The sequence below is a fragment of the Ruegeria sp. EL01 genome (genome assembly GCF_900313035.1).
In the GTDB taxonomy this organism is placed as follows: Bacteria; Pseudomonadota; Alphaproteobacteria; order Rhodobacterales; family Rhodobacteraceae; genus Ruegeria.
This window is the reverse complement of the sequence record NZ_OMPS01000046.1, coordinates 494548-518037: the sequence shown is the minus strand read 5'-3', so window position 1 is coordinate 518037 and position 23490 is coordinate 494548. Positions and strand designations below refer to the sequence as shown.

At 55.4% G+C, this 23490-nt stretch carries 22 protein-coding genes; 15 read left to right on the top strand and 7 right to left on the bottom strand.

Features of this window, described 5'->3' with window-relative positions; genetic code table 11:
- Positions 1-70: 70 nt before the first annotated feature.
- A complete protein-coding gene (locus D9K61_RS22940) occupies positions 71-1228 on the top strand; it encodes an RsmB/NOP family class I SAM-dependent RNA methyltransferase (protein WP_120635493.1) in 1158 nt (385 codons plus the stop codon).
- 110 nt (positions 1229-1338) lie between these two features.
- Positions 1339-3630, top strand: coding sequence for an ATP-binding protein (locus D9K61_RS22935; RefSeq protein WP_120635492.1), 2292 nt, complete (start codon positions 1339-1341; stop codon positions 3628-3630).
- 5 nt (positions 3631-3635) lie between these two features.
- On the opposite strand, the gene D9K61_RS22930 is transcribed toward D9K61_RS22935, so the two are convergent.
- Positions 3636-4229 (bottom strand): sulfotransferase family 2 domain-containing protein, encoded by a 594-nt coding sequence (locus tag D9K61_RS22930; RefSeq protein WP_120635491.1) that lies wholly within the window; start codon positions 4227-4229, stop codon positions 3636-3638.
- Between the two features lie 192 nt (positions 4230-4421).
- Here D9K61_RS22930 and recA point away from each other — a divergent pair, with 192 nt between their 5' ends.
- The 4 genes from recA to D9K61_RS22910 all read left to right on the top strand — a co-directional run bounded on the left by recA (position 4422) and on the right by D9K61_RS22910 (position 9609).
- Positions 4422-5486 carry a recombinase RecA gene (gene recA / locus D9K61_RS22925; protein ID WP_120635490.1) on the top strand — a complete coding sequence of 355 codons (1065 nt, stop codon included), beginning with the start codon at positions 4422-4424 and terminating at the stop codon, positions 5484-5486.
- Between the two features lie 148 nt (positions 5487-5634).
- A complete protein-coding gene (gene alaS / locus D9K61_RS22920; RefSeq protein ID WP_120635489.1) occupies positions 5635-8307 on the top strand; it encodes an alanine--tRNA ligase in 2673 nt (890 codons plus the stop codon).
- Between the two features lies 1 nt (position 8308).
- Entirely contained in the window at positions 8309-8596 is a 288-nt protein-coding gene (locus D9K61_RS22915; RefSeq protein ID WP_120635488.1) for a DUF1330 domain-containing protein, read from the top strand.
- Positions 8597-8946: 350 nt separating this feature from the next.
- On the top strand, positions 8947-9609 hold the full coding sequence (locus D9K61_RS22910) for a transglutaminase-like cysteine peptidase (protein WP_371688490.1): 663 nt from the start codon (positions 8947-8949) through the stop codon (positions 9607-9609).
- A 90-nt stretch (positions 9610-9699) separates the two neighbouring features.
- On the opposite strand, the gene D9K61_RS22905 is transcribed toward D9K61_RS22910, so the two are convergent.
- The 6 genes from D9K61_RS22905 to D9K61_RS22880 form a co-directional block, all read right to left on the bottom strand.
- A complete protein-coding gene (locus D9K61_RS22905; RefSeq protein ID WP_216825841.1) occupies positions 9700-10323 on the bottom strand; it encodes a hypothetical protein in 624 nt (207 codons plus the stop codon).
- A 598-nt stretch (positions 10324-10921) separates the two neighbouring features.
- A complete protein-coding gene (gene typA, locus D9K61_RS22900; RefSeq protein WP_120635486.1) occupies positions 10922-12739 on the bottom strand; it encodes a translational GTPase TypA in 1818 nt (605 codons plus the stop codon).
- Between the two features lie 76 nt (positions 12740-12815).
- Positions 12816-13151 (bottom strand): multidrug efflux SMR transporter, encoded by a 336-nt coding sequence (locus tag D9K61_RS22895; protein WP_120635485.1) that lies wholly within the window; start codon positions 13149-13151, stop codon positions 12816-12818.
- A gap of 379 nt (positions 13152-13530) precedes the next feature.
- The gene (locus D9K61_RS22890; RefSeq protein ID WP_120635484.1) at positions 13531-14694 is read right to left on the bottom strand and encodes an HD domain-containing protein; all 1164 of its coding nucleotides are present in this window, start codon (positions 14692-14694) and stop codon (positions 13531-13533) included.
- Entirely contained in the window at positions 14691-14936 is a 246-nt protein-coding gene (locus D9K61_RS22885; RefSeq protein ID WP_120635483.1) for a hypothetical protein, read from the bottom strand. The genes D9K61_RS22890 and D9K61_RS22885 overlap by 4 nt, the downstream gene beginning before the upstream one ends.
- On the bottom strand, positions 14936-15589 hold the full coding sequence (locus D9K61_RS22880; protein WP_120635482.1) for an alpha/beta hydrolase: 654 nt from the start codon (positions 15587-15589) through the stop codon (positions 14936-14938). Before D9K61_RS22880 ends, D9K61_RS22885 begins: the two co-directional genes overlap by 1 nt.
- Positions 15590-15766: 177 nt before the next feature.
- Between D9K61_RS22880 and D9K61_RS22875 the strand changes: the two genes are divergently transcribed.
- The 9 genes from D9K61_RS22875 to D9K61_RS22835 are packed head-to-tail and all read left to right on the top strand — an operon-like array spanning position 15767 to position 23447.
- Positions 15767-16225: an Rrf2 family transcriptional regulator gene (locus tag D9K61_RS22875; protein ID WP_120635481.1), complete on the top strand. Its 459-nt coding sequence runs from the start codon at positions 15767-15769 to the stop codon at positions 16223-16225.
- A 53-nt stretch (positions 16226-16278) separates the two neighbouring features.
- Complete coding sequence (locus D9K61_RS22870; protein WP_120635480.1) at positions 16279-17322, top strand: cysteine desulfurase family protein; 1044 nt, start codon at positions 16279-16281, stop codon at positions 17320-17322.
- 18 nt (positions 17323-17340) lie between these two features.
- Entirely contained in the window at positions 17341-18864 is a 1524-nt protein-coding gene (gene sufB / locus D9K61_RS22865; RefSeq protein ID WP_120635479.1) for a Fe-S cluster assembly protein SufB, read from the top strand.
- Positions 18864-19067, top strand: coding sequence for a hypothetical protein (locus tag D9K61_RS22860; RefSeq protein ID WP_120635478.1), 204 nt, complete (start codon positions 18864-18866; stop codon positions 19065-19067). Before sufB ends, D9K61_RS22860 begins: the two co-directional genes overlap by 1 nt.
- Before the next feature lie 49 nt (positions 19068-19116).
- Positions 19117-19872 (top strand): Fe-S cluster assembly ATPase SufC, encoded by a 756-nt coding sequence (sufC, locus tag D9K61_RS22855; protein WP_120635477.1) that lies wholly within the window; start codon positions 19117-19119, stop codon positions 19870-19872.
- Positions 19872-21152: a SufD family Fe-S cluster assembly protein gene (locus D9K61_RS22850; RefSeq protein ID WP_120635476.1), complete on the top strand. Its 1281-nt coding sequence runs from the start codon at positions 19872-19874 to the stop codon at positions 21150-21152. Before sufC ends, D9K61_RS22850 begins: the two co-directional genes overlap by 1 nt.
- Positions 21152-21637: a YIP1 family protein gene (locus tag D9K61_RS22845; RefSeq protein ID WP_120635676.1), complete on the top strand. Its 486-nt coding sequence runs from the start codon at positions 21152-21154 to the stop codon at positions 21635-21637. Before D9K61_RS22850 ends, D9K61_RS22845 begins: the two co-directional genes overlap by 1 nt.
- Positions 21634-22215, top strand: coding sequence for a Yip1 family protein (locus D9K61_RS22840; RefSeq protein WP_120635475.1), 582 nt, complete (start codon positions 21634-21636; stop codon positions 22213-22215). The genes D9K61_RS22845 and D9K61_RS22840 overlap by 4 nt, the downstream gene beginning before the upstream one ends.
- Positions 22216-22226: 11 nt before the next feature.
- Positions 22227-23447, top strand: a complete 1221-nt coding sequence (locus D9K61_RS22835; protein ID WP_120635474.1) for a cysteine desulfurase — start codon at positions 22227-22229, stop codon at positions 23445-23447.
- The last annotated feature ends 43 nt before the right edge of the window (positions 23448-23490 follow it).

Below are 23490 nucleotides of genomic sequence, written 5' to 3'. Positions count from 1 at the left end.
CTCAGCGGGGCGCCGTTATGCGTTCTCATTGGGCTATTCTGCATGCCTCTGACTGCCTAGGACAACTGACATGACCCCCGCAGCCCGTGTTCAAGCCTCGATCGAAATCCTGGATGATGTTTTGGACGGGATGCCGGTTGAAAAGGCATTGACAGGTTGGGCGCGGCGCAGCCGTTTTGCCGGGTCAAAAGACCGCGCGGCGGTTCGCGACCATGTCTTTGATGCGGTCCGTTGCAAACGTTCCTTTGCTGCACTTGGCGGCGCGAACACAGGGCGAGGTCTGATGATCGGCGCGATTCGTTCGGTGCGTGGGGATTTGGCGACGCTGTTTTCAGGTGATCGACACGCACCATCCCCTGTTCAGGAGTCTGAGACCTCCGAAGATTTCACCTCAGATGCGGAACGTTTCGATATTCCGGACTGGTTGTGGCCCCGTTTCTCGGCATCGTTGGGTGATGAGGCAATTCCGGCGGCACAATCACTACAAACCCGTGCGGCGGTTCATCTGCGCGTGAACTCTTTGAAGGCTGACGTGGCTGCGGCCATGCAGGCGTTAGAGGCTGACGGGATCAGGGCTTGTCCACACCCGGCCTGCGACACCGCGTTGGAAGTGACTGAAGGCGCGCGAAAAATTTCACAAAGCCGCGCTTATGCCGATGGTCTGGTGGAACTGCAGGACGCAGCCAGTCAGGCAGTTGTGGCTGCCCTTGATTTGAAGTCCGGGATGCGAGTTCTGGACTATTGCGCAGGTGGAGGCGGCAAAGCGCTGGCATTGGCCGCACAAAAGGGTGTCAGTGTATATGCTCATGACGTGAACGCGGGTCGGATGCGGGACCTGCCGTCGAGGGCGGCGCGGGCCGGTGCAAAAATCTCGCTCCTGACCTCACAAGAAGTCACCGATGCGCCCCCGTTCGATATCGTCCTTGGGGATGCTCCATGTTCGGGGAGTGGCGCTTGGAGACGTGCACCCGCAGGCAAATGGGCATTAACAGAAGAACGCTTGCAGGACCTGACGGCAATTCAAGCACGTATTTTGACACAGATCATGCCGTTGGTCGGGGCACAGGGGACATTGGCATATGCGACCTGCTCAATGTTGGATGATGAAAACAGAGCCGTCGTGGATGGTATCCTGGAACGCAATTCAGTTTGGTGGGAAGTTTTTCGAAAATCGTGGCTGTTGACACACGGGACGGATGGATTCTTTACCGCGCACTTGACGCGGTAACCATCTGGTGAGTAGCAACCAAGGGTAGAGTTTTTATTTTTGACATACCTTAAGCGGGTGTTAACTATTTTTAGATCGTTTTATCCCGATGCCCTTGTCCCGAGCCATTAATGTCCGACACAGCAGATTTCTTTCCTAATCCGTCCATTTCCAGATTCCCTCCGGTTTCGCGACTTGGGCCACTTATTCTTCTGGCCGTTTTCTTAAGCGTTATCCCCGCAACCGGGATTTTGTCGCCGGATTGGAGCAGCGGGCTGCTTGTCGCCAGTTTGTCATTGCTGGCGGTCGCAGCCGGCATTGTGATTCAGGTGCAATTGGCCAACCGATCTGCGCGCCAGGCCACTGCGGTCATGGCCGCTTTTGCCGAACAGGATCAGTTCCCGTGCCTGATCGCAAACTCGCATGGTGACATTCTGGTTGCCAATTCTCAGGCCGTCAGTCGGTTTCACGCGGATACCGGGTTGAATCTGGCCCAGTGCTTACGTTCAGTTTTTGGCAATCCCGCAGCGATACTGTTGCGGCTGCAATCTCAGGCCGCGTCAAAGGGGCGGGCACGTGAAGATATCCTGACATGTGATGACACAATCCCGGTCTCTGTCTTCATGTTGGCCGAGGGCGTTTTCTGTTGGCGTTTCCAATTGGATGAACAAGCGAGCTGGGAAGATCTGACGATGCCGGTGTTGTCTAAAGGTCGAAATGGCTTGGTGTTGGGGTTGAACGATGCGGCTGAACGCTTGTTGGGGTTCAGACCGGGCTCTGTTGAAGAGATTTTTCCGGATAGTGCGCCAGCAATCGGTGAAATCTGCCAGGTGCAAACGCGCGACGGCGCCGTCCCAGTTGTGGTTTCGCAATTCTCGCGATCCGGGTTCGGGCAAAACCTGTCACTGTCACCTCTGAGTGAGACCGCCAATACACAAGGCGGAACAGCTTTTGCGGACCTGCCGGTTGCAATCATGTGTCTTGCGCCGGATGGCACAATTCTCGAGGCCAACCGGCTGGCAAACAAGTTGTTGGGCGACACGCGCCTGGGTGATGCGAACATCAGCCAGATTATGCATGGCCTGGGTCATCCGGTACTGGATTGGCTAAAGCGAACGGCGAACGAGGAAGACACTCAGCGTTCCGAGTTTCTGCGGCTCAGCCGGGATGACAAGGAAGTCTTTGTTCAGGTCACCCTGAATCGGATCGTTGAAGACGGAAAGGTGTGTCTGATTGCGGTTTTGAATGACGCAACCGAGCTCAAAACGTTGGAGGCGCAATTTGTCCAAGGTCAAAAAATGCAGGCCGTTGGGCAGTTGGCGGGCGGTGTGGCGCATGATTTCAACAATTTGTTGACGGCCATTTCCGGGCATTGTGACTTGCTGCTGCTGCGCCATGATCAAAACGATCCGGACTACGGTGATTTGGTGCAGATCAATCAAAACGCCAATCGGGCCGCTGCACTGGTCAGTCAGCTGTTGGCCTTTTCCCGCAAACAAACCCTCAGACCCGAGGTGCTGGATCTAAGGGATACGATCTCGGATTTGATTCATCTGCTGAACCGCTTGGTCGGGGAAAAAGTTCAACTGACGCTCAGCCACGACCCGGTGCTGAAATCCGTCAGGGCGGACAAACGCCAGCTTGAGCAAGTGCTGATGAACCTTGTCGTCAATGCGCGTGACGCAATGCCCGATGGGGGAGAGATTCGGATTGAAACCGAGGTTTTAACCCTGACACAACCATTCAGGCGCGACCGTGCGACAGTACAGCCCGGGGAATATGTGACTGTCAAAGTGATTGACCGAGGAATTGGGATCCCCACGGACAAGCTGCAAAAAGTGTTCGAGCCGTTTTATACGACCAAACGCACAGGTGAGGGTACCGGTTTAGGGTTGTCGACGGCCTATGGCATCGTAAAACAAACAGGCGGCTTTATCTTTGTGGATAGCGCACCGGGCCGAGGGACTGTGTTCACTGTCCTTCTTCCTGTGAGTGCTGTTGCGTCCGAACCCGGGCCGATGGCACAAGAACAACCCGATACTCGTGGCGCGGGCCAGGGCGAAGGCGTTGTTCTGTTGGTGGAGGACGAGGCTCCGGTGCGGGCTTTCGCGACACGCGCGTTGAGATTGAAGGGCTACACTGTGCTTGAGGCCGAGTCAGCCGAAGATGCTTTGCGGCTGTTGGAAGATCCGGGCTTGAACGTGGATGTGTTTGTTACCGATGTTGTCATGCCGGGCATGGACGGGCCAACCTGGGTGCGCCAAGCAATGGAAACGCGCCCGGACACGCGGGTCGTCTTTGTTTCGGGCTATACCGAGGGCGCATTCGGAGATAGTGGTCCGGAAATCGCGAATTCCACGTTCTTGCCGAAACCATTTTCACTCAATCAGTTGACCGAGGCGGTTTTCCAACAACTGAGCTGATCCAGCTATTGAGCCGCGTCGTGCGTGGCAAATTCTGCGGCGTGTTTGTTTCGAAATCTGCGCATGGTCTCATCAGTTATAGAAAGGTCTCGGGCAGGAGAGACATTTTCCCGAGCCAGGGTGATATCCATGTTCAGGCGGTCCTGCAGGAAACTCAGGATTTTGTCCTGATGTTCGTACTTGAATACATGGCTGGCCCCGAGGCCATTGCTGCGCGTGCGGAAAAACTGGCTTTGACTGCCTACATCTGCAAATTCAGGACGCGGATTTTGCATGTAAGCGCGGACAAACGCGTCGAAAGTTATGTTGCGCGTTGAATGTGGGTGCCCGAGGCGGTCCTGCCGGCTGCGAAACCTGTACCAGCTGCCAAGCCAATCGATAGGTTCGCGGACAACGGCCATGATCTCCATCTCGGTGTCGTACATCTTGCGAAACATGTTTTGAAAGAAGCGATCATATCGACGCACCGGGGCATGTTTCAATTCGGGCGGACCTGTCAGCACAAGGTCGGCGCGGTCGCGTAATGCAGAATGATAGGCGGTACTTCCGGTTTTTGGGACAGACAAAAAAGCCAGACGTTCCTTATAGAAAACAAGCATTTGTCACTTCCCCAATCACTTAGCTCATATGCGCAGATTGTCGTAAACGACTCTTTAACACAATTGCAGAACAGTGAGGTCTGTAAGTTTTAGTTGAAATGTTCTCTTTTTGGTCCCATAAGGAACAAGAGGCGAACAAAGCAGCGATTGCCGCCCGGCCAAGGGTGTGACAAAAGAGAAGGCGACAGGACAATGGCGGATCTTCTGACGATGAGCGACAAGAAAAACGCGGACAAGCAAAAGGCGCTCGACAGCGCGTTGGCCCAGATCGAACGCCAGTTCGGTAAAGGCTCGATCATGAAGCTGGGTGACGACACCAAGCAAGAGATCGAGGCAAGCTCGACCGGGTCTCTGGGTCTGGACATAGCGCTGGGTATCGGCGGATTGCCGATGGGCCGCATTGTCGAGATTTATGGGCCGGAAAGCTCGGGTAAAACCACGCTGACCTTGCATTGTATTGCCGAGCAGCAAAAGCGCGGCGGTGTCTGTGCGTTCGTTGACGCCGAGCACGCGCTTGACCCGCAATATGCGCGCAAGTTGGGCGTTGATCTGGATGAATTGCTGATCTCGCAGCCCGACACGGGTGAGCAGGCTTTGGAGATCACCGACACGCTGGTACGGTCTGGCGCGGTGAATATGGTTGTGGTCGACTCGGTGGCCGCATTGACGCCGAAGTCCGAACTTGAGGGCGACATGGGCGACAGCAGTGTCGGCGTTCAAGCCCGTCTGATGAGCCAGGCGATGCGCAAACTGACCGGATCGATTAATCGCAGCAAGTGCATGGTGGTCTTCATCAACCAGATCCGGATGAAAATCGGTGTGATGTTCGGCAGCCCGGAAACCACGACCGGCGGCAACGCGCTGAAATTCTACAGCTCGGTCCGTCTGGATATTCGCCGGATCGGCGCGATCAAGGACCGGGATGAGGTTGTCGGCAACCAGACCCGTGTCAAAGTTGTGAAGAACAAGGTGGCACCGCCCTTCAAGCAGGTGGAATTCGACATCATGTATGGCGAAGGCATCAGTAAGATGGGCGAGTTGTTGGATCTGGGCGTCAAGGCCGGTGTGGTCGAAAAGTCGGGTTCTTGGTTCAGCTATGGCGACGAACGGATCGGGCAGGGGCGTGAGAATGCCAAGCAATATCTGCGCGACAACAGTCGCATAGGGCTAGAGATCGAAGACAAGATCCGTGCAGCGCATGGTTTGGATTTTGAGATGCCACCAAATGCCGACGAAGATGATATCCTCGAGGCATAGCAATAGCCTGGATTTCTGACAGAAGTTTTCGATAGGGCGGTCCGGTTGGGTCGCCTTGTCAGTTTTCACCAACCGTATCCTGTGGACACTCCCTTGGCAGGGGGCTAAACCTTCGCGAACGACTATGATTGCCCGCCGAGAGAGCCCTATGCCCACGCTGAACGATATCCGCTCAACCTTCCTGAATTACTTTGCCAAGCAAGGTCACGAAGTGGTCGCGTCCAGCCCACTGGTACCGCGCAATGATCCAACATTGATGTTTGTAAATTCCGGCATGGTGCAGTTCAAAAACCTGTTCACCGGCTTGGAAAACCGTGACTACCAACGCGCTACGACAGCACAGAAATGCGTGCGTGCTGGCGGTAAACACAACGATCTGGACAATGTGGGATATACGGCGCGCCACCACACGTTCTTTGAAATGTTGGGTAATTTCTCGTTCGGAGATTATTTTAAGCCCGAGGCCATTCCATTTGCATGGGAGTTGATCACCAAGGAATTCGGCATCGACAAAAGCCGCTTGTTGGCAACCGTCTATCACACCGATGATGAAGCGTTTGAGATCTGGAAGAAGGTCGGCATCCCAGAAGACCGGATCATCCGCATCGCCACCAGTGACAATTTCTGGCAAATGGGTCCAACCGGCCCCTGCGGTCCGTGTACCGAGATTTTTTATGATCATGGCGATCACATCTGGGGTGGCCCTCCGGGATCAGCCGAAGAAGACGGTGATCGCTTTATCGAAATCTGGAACATCGTTTTCATGCAAAACGAACAGTTCGAGGACGGCTCGATGGTGGAACTCGACATGCAGTCGATCGACACCGGCATGGGGCTTGAACGCATCGGGGCCTTGCTGCAAGGCAGCCACGATAACTATGACACGGATCTGTTCAAGACGCTGATCGAAGCGTCTGCAGATGTGACGCATGTTGATCCGTATGGTGATCAGAATGTACATCACCGCGTTATTGCCGATCACCTGCGGTCGACCTCGTTCCTGATGGCGGATGGCGTAATGCCGTCGAACGACGGACGCGGATATGTTCTGCGTCGGATCATGCGCCGGGCGATGCGACATGCCCATTTGTTGGGTGCAAAAGATCCGGTCATGCACCGGCTTGTTCCGACCTTGGTTCAATTGATGGGCGCTCAGTATTCCGAACTGGGGCAGGCGCAAGCGCTGATCGAAGAGACGTTGTTGTTGGAAGAAACCCGGTTCAAACAAACTCTGGATCGCGGCCTGAAACTGTTGGACGACGAAGTTGCTGGATTGCCCGAAGGCGAACAACTGCCCGGCGATGCGGCATTCAAGCTTTACGACACCTTTGGGTTTCCGTTGGATCTGACGCAGGATGCGCTGCGCGAAAAGGGCCGCAGCGTCGACACCGACGGGTTCGACACCGCGATGGCAGAACAAAAAGCAAAGGCGCGCGCTGCGTGGTCGGGATCAGGCGAAGCCGCAGACCAGGCCGTATGGTTTGACGTGCTTGATAACGATGGCGCCACTGATTTTCTGGGCTATGATACCGAGAAGGCAGAAGGTCAGGTCGCGGCCTTGGTGGTTGATGGTGCTTTGGTGGACAAGATTGAACAAGGCGGCAGCGGTTGGGTCGTTGTGAACCAAACCCCGTTCTACGGTGAAGCTGGTGGCCAGATTGGCGATACTGGTGAAATCCGTCGCCTGGAAGCTCGTGACGATGTTGCAAAGGTCGAAGACACCAAGAAGTTTGCCGACGGCAAGGTCTACGCGCATAAAGTGACTGTGGATCACGGAGCATTATCCAAGGGCGATGCGGTCGAGCTTGAAGTCGATCACACGCGCCGCACCGCAATACGCGCCAATCACTCGGCGACACACCTGTTGCATGAGGCTCTGCGTGAGGCGCTTGGTGATCACGTCGCACAGCGCGGATCATTGAACGCGGCTGATCGGTTGCGGTTTGACTTCAGCCATTCCAAAGCGCTGTCGCAGGAAGAAGTGCAGAAGGTCGAGCGTGAGGTGAACGACTTCATCCGCCAGAACTCGGCAGTCGAGACACGGGTCATGACCCCGGATGACGCGCGCGACTTGGGTGCGCAGGCACTGTTTGGTGAGAGATATGGCGACGAGGTTCGTGTTGTTTCAATGGGCAAGGCGCCAACCGGCAAAGGCCATGATGGCGAAACCTGGTCGATTGAACTGTGCGGCGGTACGCATGTCCGTCAAACCGGCGATATCGGAACATTTGTTGTGCTGGGGGACAGCGCCAGCAGTGCAGGTGTCCGGCGGATTGAGGCGCTGACCGGGGATGCAGCATTCAGTTATCTGTCAGCACAGGATCAACGTGTGTCAGAGGTTGCGTTGGAACTGAAGGCACAGCCGGATGACGTAGTCGGCAGGGTCAAATCTCTGCTGGATGAACGTAAAGCTCTTCAAAACGAGGTTGCCCAATTGCGGCGTGATCTGGCTATGGCCGGTGGGGCAGGGCAGGGACCCGGTGCCGAAGCGCGCGATGTGAATGGCGTAAAGTTCCTGGCTCAGGCTTTGAATGGAGTGTCCGGAAAAGACCTGCCTGCGTTGATTGACGAACACAAAAGCCGCATTGGATCCGGGGCCGTCTTGCTGATTGCGGACACCGGCGGAAAAGCGGCGGTTGCGGCTGGGGTGACACAGGATCTGACCGACAGGATCTCGGCCGTTGATTTGGTCAAAGCTGCGGTGGTCGAGCTAGGCGGTAAGGGCGGTGGTGGCCGGCCCGACATGGCACAAGGCGGGGGCAAAGATGCCTCCAATTCAGATGCGGCAATCAAAGCTGCGGAGAAGATATTGGGAGGGTAAGATGCCTGCACTTTGGATTGCGCATGTGACGGTGACAGATGCCGAGGCATATGGAAAATACGCAGAGTTGGCCGGACCGGCAATTGCCAAGCACGGAGGCGCGTTTATCGCGCGCGCGGCTCGCTATGTACAATTGGAAGGAAAAGAACGGCCGCGAAACGTCGTCGCTCGATTCCCGTCAGTCGAAGCTGCAGTCGAATGCTATAATTCAGCAGAGTACCAAGAGGCGCTTAATCACGCACGTGGCGCAAGTGAGCGTGAGCTGATCGTTGTCGAAATATCGGATTAAGAATCAGTAAGCGCCAAGTTTCTCAAAGTTTTTGGGCCAAGTGTGCCGTTTGTAAGCAAATTTCAGCTTAGTAAATTGTGGCGCCAGTGACGAACTCGTGTTCTCTCGGTCCGTGATATTTGTTTCATAAATGTCATGGGCTTACGTGTTGAACCATCAAGAAGTTAAAAAAAATGGCGAGCCAATTGTGTCTTTTTAACCAAACTTCTTGCCTGAAATCGTCAAAGTCACGGACGAAATTCCGCCTTTTTTCCCCTTCAGTGTGAACAAAGACTGCCTAGATCTGCAAAGGTTGCATAAACAGGTCTGTTTCCGGATACTTTACCGAAAACAGGCAACGGTTCTGCTCTATGGCAATCGCTTGGATAAACCTGGATCGAGGGACAGGCATGAAATTGTTATGCAGTAAAGTCAGCAAGGGTGTTAACCCTCTTGTAAAAGCCTCAGGGCGTTTTGTGGGCGTTTTTGCACTCGTGTTGGGTTCCATCGTTGCCGGGACAGAAGTCCAGGCGTTTGAGAAGGCTTACATCACAACTGTTTCTGCGTCGCCTCCCCCGACAGGAGCGCAGCAACTTTGCCGTCAATACAGCTGGGCGTGTTCCTCCAAGCGGTCGATGTCGCTGACAAGCCAGCAGGAAATGAAGATAATCCAGCAGGTCAATCGCCGTGTGAATGCGACAACTCGTGAGGTTGCGGACCAGCTTCAGTACAAAACCCGGGAAAGATGGGCACTGCCGACGTCTCGTGGCGGTGATTGTGAAGACTTTGCTCTTTTGAAAAAGCGGGACCTTATCAAGGCAGGAATCGATCCGAACAAGCTTCTGATCGCGACTGTTCTCGACAGGAGCAGAAATGGGCATGCGGTTTTGATCTATCGGTCTGCTAGTGGAGATCTTGTTCTGGACAACGCGACGAACCGGATTAAACCATGGGCGGACACGCGGTATCTGTTTTTGCGGATGCAGGACCCAAACCAGCCGCGCCGTTGGGTTGGCGTTTACGGGAATAGCTAAATCTCGTTCTGTTCATTTGTGATGAAAATCAAAAAAACCGGTGAGATGGTCACTTTTCACCGGCTTTGATTTATTGGAATATGGATCAGTCTATGACTGGGTCACTTGGGCCGTTTCCGCCACCGGAACCTGATCCGCCGTCGCCGCCGCCGTCACCTGATCCACCGCCATCGCCGCCGCCGGAACCGGATCCGCCGCCATCGCCGCCGCCGGAACCTGATCCGCCGCCATCGCCGCCGCCGGAACCGGATCCGCCGCCGTCACCACCGCCGGAACCTGATCCGCCGCCGTCACCACCGCCGGAACCTGTTCCGCCGCCGTCACCACCGCCGGAGCCTGATCCGCCGCCGTCACCACCGCCGGAACCGGATCCGCCGCCGGAGCTTGATCCGCCGCCGGAGCTTGATCCGCCGCCGTCACCACCACCGGAGCCTGATCCGCCGCCGTCACCACCACCGGAACCTGATCCGCCGCCGTCACCACCACCGGAGCTTGATCCGCCACCAGAGCTAGAACCACCACCGGAGCTTGATCCGCCACCAGAGCTTGATCCGCCACCAGAGCTGGAACCACCACCAGAACTGGAACCGCCGCCGGAGCTTGATCCGCCGCCGGAGCTTGATCCGCCACCAGAACTGGAACCACCGCCAGAGCTTGATCCGCCACCAGAACTGGAACCGCCGCCGGACCCACTACCTTCTTCAGAAGCTCCATCACCAGATCTTTGTGTTGGTGCACCGATCGAGGCGGTTGGGAAGTCCGTCAGAACTGCGGCGAAGGCCGGGCAGAACTGAAGGGTTCTTGTTAGGATATCTTCAAAGTCGGGACGGCGTTGAATGTACCGCAACATTCGCGCGTCAACGACGCTACACGCACAAAGCGTTTCGGTTGAAACAGATTGCTTTGCTGTTCTTACGGTGCACTTTTCTGCAGCCTGTGCCGAAACACCAGTGAATAATGAAACTGTGGCTGATGCGAAAACAATGGATAAAAGACGGGACTTGATGCGCATAGCGCGACTCCTTGGAACTCGTTAACAACTACGTCGTACTTATGCGCTATACTGAAGGCTGCGTGTATGAACGACGTCACACTTTAGCCATGAATACACCTTTCTTGAGCCTGATTTACAAGAAGATGTTTGGCTGATTGAGATGTAATTAATTCTCCTAAAGGTTGAATGTTCTTTCAAAACAGAGAGAAGGCCTGACGTTACGGCAGGCCCTCAACTTTTCATCATTTTTGAGATGGATGAAAAAATGTCACAGTCGTGTCATTGTTTCCAGATTCGCATCAACCCAAAAGCCGTGTTTTAGGCGCTTCTGGACATCCTTTTGCGCTCATGTGGGTCCAGAAAGCGTTTGCGCAGGCGAATTGCATTGGGTGTTACTTCAACCAATTCATCGTCGTCGATATAGGCAATCGCTTCTTCCAGTGAAAACTGAATGTGGGGTGTTAGCCGGACTGCATCGTCGGATCCGCTGGCCCGGACGTTGGTCAGCTTCTTGCCCTTCAGCGGGTTCACTTCCAGATCATTGTCACGAGAATGCTCGCCGATCACCATGCCCTGGTAAACGTCCGTCTGCGGGCCGACAAACATGCGACCGCGTTCTTCCAGGTTCCAAAGCGCGTATGCGACCGCCTGGCCGTTTTCCATGGAAATCAGAACACCTGCACGGCGGCCGGGGATCGGCCCTTTGTGGGGTGACCAGCCGTGGAAGACCCGGTTCAAGACGCCGGTGCCGCGTGTATCGGTCAGGAACTCTCCGTGATATCCGATCAATCCGCGCGACGGCACATGGGCGATAATACGAGTTTTGCCGACACCTGCCGGCCGCATCTCTGCCAATTCACCTTTGCGCGTGCCTGTGATCTTTTCGATTACGGACCCAGAGTACTCGTCATCCACATCGATGGTGACCTCTTCGATGGGTTCAAGCCGTTGACCGTCTTCTTCGCGGAACAGAACCTGCGGGCGTGAAATGCTGAGTTCGAACCCTTCGCGACGCATGTTTTCGATCAGAACACCCATCTGAAGTTCGCCACGACCGGCGACCTCAAAAGCTTCACCACCAGGAGTGTCGGTGATGCGGATAGCGACATTGGATTCGGCTTCTTTCATCAGCCGGTCACGGATCACACGCGATTGGACCTTTTTGCCGTCGCGGCCAGCCAGAGGTGAATCGTTGATCCCAAAGGTCACAGTGATTGTGGGCGGATCAATCGGCTGCGCGGGCAGGGCTTCATCCACTTGCGGGGAAACCAGCGAGTCGGCCACCGTGGCCTTGCTCATGCCTGCGATTGTAACGATGTCACCGGCCTCGGCCACATCAATGGGTTGTTGACTCAGTCCACGGAAGGCCAAGATTTTGGAGGCGCGGAAGTTTTCGATCAGCGATCCGTCCCGGCTGAGTGCTTTCAGGCTGTCGCCTGCCTTCAACGTGCCGCTTTCGACCCGGCCCGTCAGGATGCGCCCGATAAACGGATCACTGCCAAGGGTAGTTGCCAGCATACGGAACGGTTCGTCCTTATGTTCGGCCTGCTTAGGTGCCGGAACATGGTCAATGACAAGATCAAATAACGCCGTCAGGTCCTTGCGGGGCCCGTCCAGTTCCATATCAGCCCAGCCCGAACGGCCCGAGGCATACATGGCGGGGAAATCCAACTGATCGTCATCGGCACCAAGGTTGGCGAACAGATCAAAACACTCATCCAGTGCGCGATCGGGTTCGGCGTCGGGTTTGTCGACCTTGTTCAGCACCACGATCGGACGCAGGCCAAGGGCCAACGCCTTGGATGTCACGAACTTGGTTTGCGGCATTGGACCTTCGGCTGCATCCACCAACAGGACAACCCCATCGACCATGCTGAGGATCCGTTCAACTTCACCACCGAAATCGGCGTGGCCAGGGGTGTCGACGATGTTGACCCGCGTGCCTTTCCATTCGACCGACGTCGCTTTGGCCAGGATGGTGATGCCGCGCTCGCGTTCGAGGTCATTGCTGTCCATGGCGCGCTCTGCCACGGCCTGATTTTCCCGGAACGCGCCGGATTGTTTGAGCAGCTCGTCAACCAGGGTCGTTTTACCGTGGTCCACGTGAGCGATGATTGCGATATTGCGCAGGTCCATGAGAGGTCAGCCTTTGAACGGGAAGTTGCCGCGCGCATAACGCGGCACAGGCAATTATACCACCCCTAACCGACAGTCAGTGGCCCGTGGTCTGGGAAAACAGGTGAATGATCAGGATTCCGGCCAGGATCATCGACAATCCTAGGACCGCCGGCCAGTCGAGTTTTTGTCCAAAGACGACAAAGCCGATCAGGGCAATAAAGAAAATCCCGAGCCCTGACCAGATGGCATATACAATGCCGACTGGCATGACCTTCAGGGTGAGGGCCATCAGGTAGAATGCAAACCCGTAGCCGATAACAACCAAAACCGAAGGCCAGAGCCTTGTGAACTGCTGACTGGCCTGTAAGGCGGTCGTGCCGATTGTTTCGGCAAAAACGGCTAGTAAGAGGATCAGATAGGCTTTGGGCATAGCGAAGCACCTAAACACAGGGGTATCAGGCCCGGTTGAGCACGATACTTCCCGTTTGGGCAAGTAGATTCGATGCCCTGCAACAGTTAAGATGATGACCTAGGGTCAGGTATACCTGACTATGGGTCTTTGCAATTTAGTGTAAGATTTCCCCATATTTAATGATTTGTTAACGAGTATTGATTAATGACGACATTTTCAAAATCCGTCATATTTGCTTCGGCTCTTATTGTGGCGCTTGGGTGGCTTGCAGGCGGGGGGTCCGTCTAGATTGCTGTAGCCCTTTTGGTTTATCAGTTAGATGGTTGCGTAGGATAAGCGTCATCTGGAACTTAGCAGGGAAAAAGGGGCTTTCAGGCTCCTTTTTTCTTTGGGTCGGTTATCCGCTGGCAGCTTCAGTTGCCGAAAAATACGCCGTCAATTGCGGTTCAAGCCAAGCCCATAGCTCGGGCGCACCGGCTTCGATTGCAGGGCGAACACGTGCTTCGATTTGGGCATATGTAACGTCATAGTCGATCCAGGACCCACCACCCGTTTCCAGATTGGCGATCGGAGTTTGAAGTCGGTCAATCGCCTTGCCAAATCGCGCATCGCTTGTCTCAGCATTTTCGAATTCATGCCACAGATCAACGAAAGACGTTCGTTGGCTGTCGGGCAATAGGCCGAACAGGCGTTTTGCGGCAGCTTCTTCTTTCGCGGCTTGTGCGGCGTGATCAACCTGCCCGTGGATCGGATGATCTCCTGCATCGATTTCGACAATGTCATGTAACAAAAGCATCTGCAGAACCCGGCCGATCCGGACGTCCGGACCCGCGTAGTCCGACAGGACCCAAGCATACAGCATGATGTGCCATGAGTGTTCAGCCGAGTTTTCGAACCGATCACTGCCCATTAGACGAGAGGCGCGCAAAATAGATTTCAGCTGATCTGCCTCTGTCAAAAACGGCAGCCGGTCCGTGAACGCATTATTGTCTACACCTTCGCCGGTCAGCAGATCATGCGCATGACGATAGGCATAGGGAAAAGCACTTTTCAGATAGGCGGCACGCCCACCATCCAGATTATCCCGGACAACATCCAGATGATCCGGCCGCGGATGTGTTGCGCACAAGACCTGAAACAAAGGCTGGCACCGGTCCAGTATTTTGGCAAACTGCGCGTCTGGGCTCTGATCTGCTTCGAATTCGTACCATAAGGTCATGAACTCTGCTGCTTGTTCCGACGGAAGAAGGCCAAATAGCTGCGCTGCGGCCGCGTGTTCGGCCTTGGCGACACTTTCCCAGTCAGTGCTCAGGTGGATTGGGTGGTCGCCAACAATGATCTCGACAAGATCATGCAGAAGCAACATGCGGATCACGCGATCAATATTGACATCAGAACCAGCCAGCGGTGCCATGACCAACGCCCAAAGCGCAAGATGCCAACTGTGTTCGGCAGAGTTTTCGGGGCGGGACTGGTCGAGCAGGACATTTGCCCGCTCGACCGCTTTCAAATCATCTGCCCGTTTCAGGAAAGCGATCTGGGCCGATAACCTCTCGGTCATTGCTTCTCGATCGCTTTGATCTTTGAGCGGTGGTCGGTCAGTCGCTTGACCACGAATTGCCGTGCCTTGCGTTCGGCCAGGCGCACCCGGACTTCGGTCAGAAATGCCTCTTCCAAAGATTGCGAGGATGCCCCCAAAAGCTCGGAAACTTGCATAAAGAAGCGATCATCGCCGGTTTCATCCATGACCTTCATCGTATCTTCCGCCAGTTTCGACGCCAGATTGGTGATCGTATCGGACATTAGCGCGTGGTTTCAGTCAGTCGGCGTTTCACATAGTCGCTGACATCGGTGATCAGCGTGTCCATGTGGCGATCTTGAAAGAAGTGATCGGCACCCTCGACCTCGGTATGGGTGATGGTGATGCCTTTTTGCTCGTGCAGCTTGCTGACCAATCCGGTTGTATCGGCCGGCGGCGCGACGCGGTCCGCTGATCCATTGATGATCAGACCAGAAGACGGGCAGGGCGCCAGGAACGAAAAATCGTACATATTGGCCGGGGGCGAGACGCTGATGAAGCCCGTGATCTCGGGGCGGCGCATCAGCAATTGCATGCCGATCCAGGCGCCAAACGAAAAGCCAGCGACCCAGCAATGTTTCGAGTTGGTGTTCATCGACTGCAGGTAATCCAGCGCCGACGCTGCATCGCTCAACTCACCCACGCCCTGATCGTATTCGCCCTGGCTGCGGCCAACGCCGCGGAAATTAAAGCGCAACACAGTGAAGCCCATGTTGTAGAACGCATAGTGCAGGTTATAGACCACCTTGTTGTTCATGGTCCCGCCGAACTGAGGATGCGGGTGAAGCACGATAGCGATCGGTGCGTCTTTTTCCTTTTGCGGGTGGTAGCGGCCTTCCAGGCGGCCTTCGGGTCCGGGAAAAATCACCTCGGGCATGTGTGCTTTGGTCCTGTCTTTTTATCATTGGTGCCGGGAATTACTTGACGGTATTCGTCGGGCACCTTAGAACGGTTCTAATTATAACGCTTAGCGAAAACGCGCTGTCCGTCGGAGATACGCACTGGCAGCGGCGGCGTCAATGATTTCGCGCGGATCTGACCAAGAGGACTGGATATGAAGCTGTCGACCAAAGGACGTTACGCCATGGTGGCGTTGGCCGATATTGCTCTGCAGCCCACAGACAAGCTGGTCACGCTGGGTGAAATCTCGGAACGTCAGGATATCTCGCTTCCTTACCTGGAACAGCTATTTGTCAAGCTTCGGCGGGCCGAACTTGTGGCGTCTGTGCGTGGCCCGGGCGGCGGTTATCGTCTGGCGCGGTCGGCGTCCGAGATTCGTGTGGTTGAAATCCTCAGTGCCGTGGATGAAACGGTGGATGCGTTGCAAAAAGGGGCCGGGGCGTCAGGGGCGTCTTCCGGCAGTCGCGCGCAGTCTCTGACCAATCGGCTCTGGGAAGGTCTCAGCGCTCATGTCTATGTGTTTTTGCACCAGACCCGCTTGTCGGACGTCATCAAGAACGATTTGGCGCCCTGTCCGGCAGTTCCGAACCTGTTCGCTGTTGTCGACGACTAAGCTAGCGAGTTAGAGAGCAACATCATGAGGACTGTCCGGGAAAAGATGTATCCATGACGCGTGTTTATCTGGATCATAATGCAACAACGCCTTTGCGGCCCGAGGCCCGTGACGCGATGATCGCGGCGATGGATGTCTGTGGCAACCCGTCCTCGGTCCATGCGGAGGGGCGCGCGGCCAAAGCACTGGTCGAGCGTGCCCGTGCGCAGGTTGCCAACGCTTTTGGGGCCGATGGCGCTGATATCGTCTTCACATCCGGTTCTACCGAGGGTGCTGCATTGACGATGGCAGATCGCGATCTTCACGGCGCTGCTATTGAACATGACGCGGTAAGGGCTTGGAGTATCGAAGATATCCAAGTCCAGCGCAGTGGCTTGGTTGTGGTTGATGATCCGACGAAGGCTACAGTGCAAATGGCCAATTCCGAAACGGGCATTGTTCAATCACTGCCGTCCGGACTGGCATTGACCGACGCCACCCAAGCGTTTGGCAAGCTGCCGATTGCTTTCAACTGGCTCAACGCTCAAATGGCTTTGATATCGGCGCATAAACTCGGCGGCCCAAAAGGGGTCGGTGCCGTGGTTATGAAACGTGGAACGGACCTGATGGCCCAGATAAAAGGTGGCGGGCAAGAAATGGGTCGTCGGTCAGGCACTGAAAACGTCATTGGAATCGTGGGGTTCGGGGCCGCAGCTGAAGCTGCTATGCGCGATCTGGCAAGTGGTGTTTGGGAGCAAGTCGAAGAATTTAGAAATATTCTAGAAAACGCTATTGAGGCTGGAAATAAATCACCTATTTTTGTCGGGAAAGGTCAAAAACGCCTTCCGAACACGCTGTGTTTCGCATCCCCCGGTTGGAAAGGTGAAACGCAGGTCATGCAAATGGACCTGTCGGGTTTTGCAGTCAGCGCGGGCTCCGCCTGTTCCAGCGGCAAGGTTCGCGCCAGCGCGGTGTTGACTGCAATGGGATATGACGAGGTGACAGCAGCCAGCGCGATCCGCGTATCGCTGGACCCTCGGACAACTGAAGAAGAAGTGCTGCGTTTCGCCGAAACGTGGCTTGAAAAAGAGAAAAAGCATCGCGCGCGCGCCGCGTGATCTGACGGAGGGTAGAACATGGCCGCATTGGACCAGACCCAGGTAAAAGAGGGTGTCGATCAGGAAACCGTGGATGCGGTCCGTGAGGTCGGTGGAGCCTATAAATATGGCTGGGACACAGATATCGAAATGGAATACGCGCCCAAAGGCGTGAATCCCGATATTGTTCGCCTGATCTCGGACAAAAACGAAGAGCCGGAATGGATGACCGAATGGCGTCTGGCCGCGTTCGAGCGTTGGACCAAGATGGAAGAGCCCACTTGGGCGATGGTCCACTACCCGCCAATCGATTTTCAGGATCAGTATTACTACGCACGGCCCAAATCGATGGAAGAAAAGCCAAAGTCGCTGGACGAAGTTGATCCCAAGCTTCTGGCAACTTACGAAAAGCTCGGTATCCCACTGAAAGAACAGATGATTCTGGCGGGCGTCGAAGGCGCAGAAAATGCACCTTCCGAGGGGCGCAAGGTTGCCGTCGACGCGGTGTTTGACTCGGTATCCGTGGGAACGACCTTCCAGAAAGAGCTGAAAGAGGCCGGTGTCATCTTTTGTTCGATTTCTGAGGCGATCAAAGAGCATCCTGAGCTGGTCAAAAAGTACCTCGGTACTGTCGTGCCGGTGTCAGACAACTTCTACGCCACACTGAATTCAGCCGTTTTCTCGGATGGATCCTTTGTCTACATACCACCCGGCGTGCGCTGCCCGATGGAACTGAGCACCTATTTCCGGATCAATGCGGAAAACACAGGCCAGTTCGAGCGGACGTTGATCATCGCCGACAAAGGCTCGTATGTGTCCTATCTGGAAGGGTGCACCGCGCCCCAGCGTGACACCGCACAGCTGCATGCAGCTGTGGTTGAAATCATCATCGAGGAAGACGCCGAGGTGAAATACTCGACCGTTCAGAACTGGTTCCCCGGGGATGAAAACGGTAAGGGCGGCATCTACAATTTCGTAACCAAACGTGCCGATTGCCGGGGCGACCGGTCCAAGGTGATGTGGACTCAGGTCGAAACTGGTTCGGCTGTGACCTGGAAATACCCCTCCTGCATCCTGCGTGGAGATGAAAGTCAGGGCGAGTTCTATTCGATCGCGATCGCCAACAACTACCAGCAAGCCGACACCGGCACCAAGATGGTTCATCTGGGCAAGAACACCAAGTCGCGGATCGTGTCAAAAGGGATCAGCGCGGGCAAGGCGCAGAATACCTATCGGGGGCTGGTTTCGATGCACCCGAAAGCGAAGGACAGCCGCAACTATACCCAGTGTGACAGCCTTTTGATCGGCGACAAATGCGGGGCCCACACGGTGCCGTATATCGAGGTCAAAAACAACTCGAGCCGGGTAGAACACGAGGCGACCACCTCCAAAGTGGACGACGATCAACTTTTCTATTGCCGCCAACGCGGTATGGACGAAGAAGAGGCGGTAGCCTTGGTTGTCAACGGGTTCTGCAAGGACGTGCTGCAAGCGCTACCAATGGAATTCGCCATGGAAGCTCAACAGCTTGTTGCGATTAGCCTGGAAGGATCTGTGGGCTAATGCCGGACAAGCCCCGCCAGCGCATCCAGAGAGATGACGTGCTGACCGCAATGGGTTATGCGCTTCCTGTGCTTGGTGGGTTGCTTGGCGTCGCTTACGTCAACATCAATCATATGGCCTTCATAAACCCGGTTTGGGTGGTAGGTGGCGGAGCGATCCTGGGGTGGATTGCGTCGCGTATTCTCCGAAAGCTGCTGGGATAGAATTTGAACGGAGCCCAAGTGCTCCGCTGCTACACCAAAGGACAAATAAATGCTGGAAATCAAAAACCTGCACGTGAAACTTGAGGAAGAAGACAAGCAGATCCTCAAAGGCGTGGACCTGACGGTCGAGGCTGGCAAGGTGCATGCGATCATGGGGCCGAACGGCTCGGGCAAGTCGACCCTTAGCTATGTGCTGTCTGGCCGTGACGGATATGAAGTCACCGAAGGGTCGGCGGAGCTGAATGGCGAAGACCTGCTGGAGATGGAGCCTGAAGAGCGCGCCGCCGCCGGCGTATTTCTTGCCTTCCAGTATCCCGTTGAGATTCCTGGCGTCGGGAACATGACCTTCCTGCGTACCGCTGTGAACGCGCAACGCAAGGCACGTGGGGAAGAGGAGCTTTCAGCGGCCGATTTCCTGAAAGATATCCGCGCCAAGGCCAAGTCGTTGAAAATCGACGCTGATATGCTGAAGCGCCCGGTCAATGTCGGGTTTTCCGGCGGTGAGAAGAAGCGGAATGAAATTCTGCAAATGGCAATGCTGGAGCCCAAGCTTTGCATTCTGGACGAGACAGACTCGGGCCTGGACGTCGATGCGATGAAATTGGTTGCCGAAGGCGTGAACGCGCTGCGCGATCAGGGCAGGGGCTTCCTTGTCATCACTCACTATCAGCGCCTGTTGGACCATATCAAACCGGATGTGGTGCACATCATGGCCGATGGCCGCATCATCAAAACCGGTGGCCCGGAACTGGCATTGGAAGTTGAAAACAACGGCTACTCTGACATTCTTGCCGAGGTGAACTAATGGCTGTGCCCGAGGTTAAACAATCTGTAACCGAGGCTCGGTTGGCTACGTTGACAATGCCCGATGCCGGATGCACCCGCGCGGCGCGCGAAGATGCGTTGGCGCGCGTGCTGGAAACCGGCCTGCCTGGACGTCGCGACGAGTATTGGAAATACACCCGCCCAGACACATTGATCACGTCTGATGCCATGCCGGCCGCAGTGTTGAAGGATGACGAGTCGCCAATTTTCGCCGAACTTGATCGACTGAAAATTGTTTTCGTGGATGGTGTTTTCAGCGCCGAGGATTCGGATGACCTTTCCCTGGAAGGCGTCAGCATTGATCGTCTCGAAGATATCTGCTGCAAGGACATCCACTGGGCGAAAGAGCTGTACGGCGTGCTTGAAGCCCGTGGTCAGGTGCCAGTGCAACGCCCCTTGGCAGCGCTGAACACCGCTTTTGCGTCCGATGGTGTTGCCATCCACGTGACGGGCAAGCCGTCCAAACCGATCAATCTGATCTATCGCCACGCGTCCCCGACCTCGGATGCCATCCTGCATCACGTGGTCCGCGTCGAAAGTGGCGCCGAGGCGACGATTCTGGAAACCGGCCCGGCTGCTTCGCGCTTTAACAAGTGCATGGAGATCGACGTGGCGGACAACGGCACGATGCACCACGTGCGTGCGCAGGGACGCGATCATGAGCGGCGCGCAGCGACCCATATGTTCACCCGTCTGGGACAGGAATCGGTATATAAGTCGTTCACCTTGACCGTGAACGGCGTGCTCACCCGGAACGAGCAGATTGTCGAACTGACCGGAGATGACGCTGTTGCTCACGTGGCGGGCGCTTGTGTCGGTGATGGTGATTTCCATCACGACGACACAGTGTTTGTCACCCACGATGCGGTGAATTGCGAAAGCCGGCAGGTGTTCAAGAAAGTGCTGCGCAACGGTGCGACCGGGGTGTTCCAGGGCAAGATTCTGGTCAAAGCGGGTGCGCAGAAAACCGACGGCTATCAGATCAGCCAGTCATTGCTGTTGGATGACGACAGTCAGTTCCTGGCCAAGCCGGAGCTTGAGATCTATGCCGATGATGTGGCCTGTTCACATGGGTCTACCTCCGGCGCGATTGACGAAACCGCTCTGTTCTACCTGCGGTCTCGTGGTGTTCCGACAAAGGACGCGACCAATATGCTGACCTTGGCGTTCCTGGCCGAGGCAGTAGACGAGATCGAAGACAGTTCCTTGGCCGAAGCCATTGTGAACCGTCTGGAAGGTTGGTTGGCGCGACGCAGCTGATGCCGGTTTCGTCAGATATCGTGGCAACATACCGGGGGCCGGGGCGCGTTGTGCGTCGGCTTCTGGATATGGGACCGCGCGAAGATAGGGCACTGGCATTTGTCATGTCTTTTTGTCTGGTCGCGTTCATTGCGCAGATGCCGGGCCTGGCGCGTCGGGCGCATCTTGAAGGGCTGGAGCTGAATATGCTGCTTGGCGGGGCTCTGTTGGGATCCGTATTCATGTTGCCATTGTTCTTCTACCTATTGGCTTTGATCTCACATTGGGCCGCACGACTGTTCGGTGGCCACGGAACCGCCTATGGCGCACGACTTGCCTTGTTTTGGGCTCTGTTGTCCTCGGCTCCGCTGGTTTTGTTGAACGGGCTGGTTGCCGGGTTTATCGGTCCCGGGCCGACATTGACTCTGGTTGGCGGTGTTTGGGTTGCTGTATTTGTTTGGTTCTGGGTATCAGGTCTCAGGCAGGCACAAAGGGTTGCTGTATGAATACGGTCTTCTTTGGCAATTTGGCGCTTTTGACGCTACGCAAACCAGCCAAGGCTGCGCGTCAGCTTTTGGCCCTTAACCCCGGGCGCGAGGTCTTGTGGCTGGCGTTTTTCTTAGCTGTTGTTCTGAATTGCCTTGTGCAGCTGGGTATCGACCTGTTCGTCACGGTGCCTTCCACTGATGCTCCGAACACCGAAACGTTGGCTGAGCCTGAATCGATTCCGCTGGTATTGCTGAAATCGGCCGGAGCAATGATGCTAAGCATTGTGGCCTTCCTGTTCGTTGGTCGCCTTCTGGGCGGGACTGCGACGTTCGATGATATGATGGTTCTGACGATCTGGTTGCAGTTTCTGCAGATCGTGGCCCTGATGATCACGTTGGCTCTCAGCATCACCTTTCCGTTTCTCATGTTGCTATTGCTGATGGCGACAGCAGTGCTCAGCCTGTACATCACACTGCATTTTTTGAACGAAGCGCATCAGTTTGGATCTTTGGGCAAATCCTTTGCCGTCATCTTGCTGTCTGCCCTTGTTGCGGTGCCTTTCGTGTTAATGTTGACCCCAAGCGGGCCCGTCTAGGGAATAAGCCTATGTATGATGTGCAAAACATCCGTTCAGACTTTCCAATCCTGTCACGTCAGGTGAATGGCAAACCGCTGACCTACCTCGACAATGGGGCCTCGGCACAAAAGCCGCAGGTTGTGATTGATGCGGTGACCCGGGCCTATGCGGAAGAGTATTCAAACGTGCATCGCGGGCTGCATTATCTGTCCAACCTGGCCACTGAGAAGTACGAGAACGTGCGCGGTAAAATCGCACAATTCCTTGGTGCGCCGAACGAGGATGAAATTGTTCTGAATTCGGGCACGACGGAAGGGATCAATCTGGTTGCCTATGGTTGGGCCATGCCACGCCTGCAAGCGGGGGACGAAATTGTGCTTAGTGTGATGGAGCATCACGCCAATATCGTCCCTTGGCACTTTCTGCGCGAACGACAGGGCGTTGTGTTGAAATGGGTCGATGTGGATGCTGACGGCGGGTTGGACCCTCAGGCCGTGATCGATGCAATCGGACCTAAAACCAAATTGGTGGCCGTCACACATTGCTCGAACGTTCTTGGTACCGTTGTGGATGTGAAGGCCATTACCGAAGGTGCGCATGCGAAAGGTGTTCCGGTTTTGGTGGATGGCAGTCAAGGTGCCGTTCATATGCCGGTGAACGTGCAGGACCTCGACTGTGACTTCTATGCAATTACCGGGCACAAGCTTTACGGTCCCTCTGCGTCCGGTGCGATTTTCATCAAATCAGAACGTATGGCCGAGATGCGCCCCTTTATTGGCGGCGGCGATATGATCAAAGAAGTCAGCAAAGATCAGGTCGTCTACAACGATCCACCCATGAAATTCGAAGCCGGAACGCCGGGTATTGTTCAAATCATCGGGTTGGGTGTGGCGCTGGACTATATGATGGAATTGGGGATGGAGAATATCGCAGCCCACGAGGCAGGGTTGCGGGACTATGCCATGCAACGCCTTACCGGATTGAACTGGCTGCAAGTACAAGGCACTCGACCTGACAAGGCCGCGATCTTCAGTTTTACACTGGATGGGGCAGGGCACGCGCATGATGTCTCGACCATTCTGGACAAGAAGGGTGTTGCAGTTCGGGCGGGTCATCACTGTGCAGGTCCCCTGATGGATCACCTTGGACTGACAGCCACATGCCGCGCGAGTTTCGGTCTTTATAACACGACGGGTGAGGTCGACACCCTGATCGAGGCACTGGAACTGGCCCATGATTTGTTCGCATGATGCGGGCCAATCAGGTTAAGCGAAACCGTCCTGGGTGGCGAAG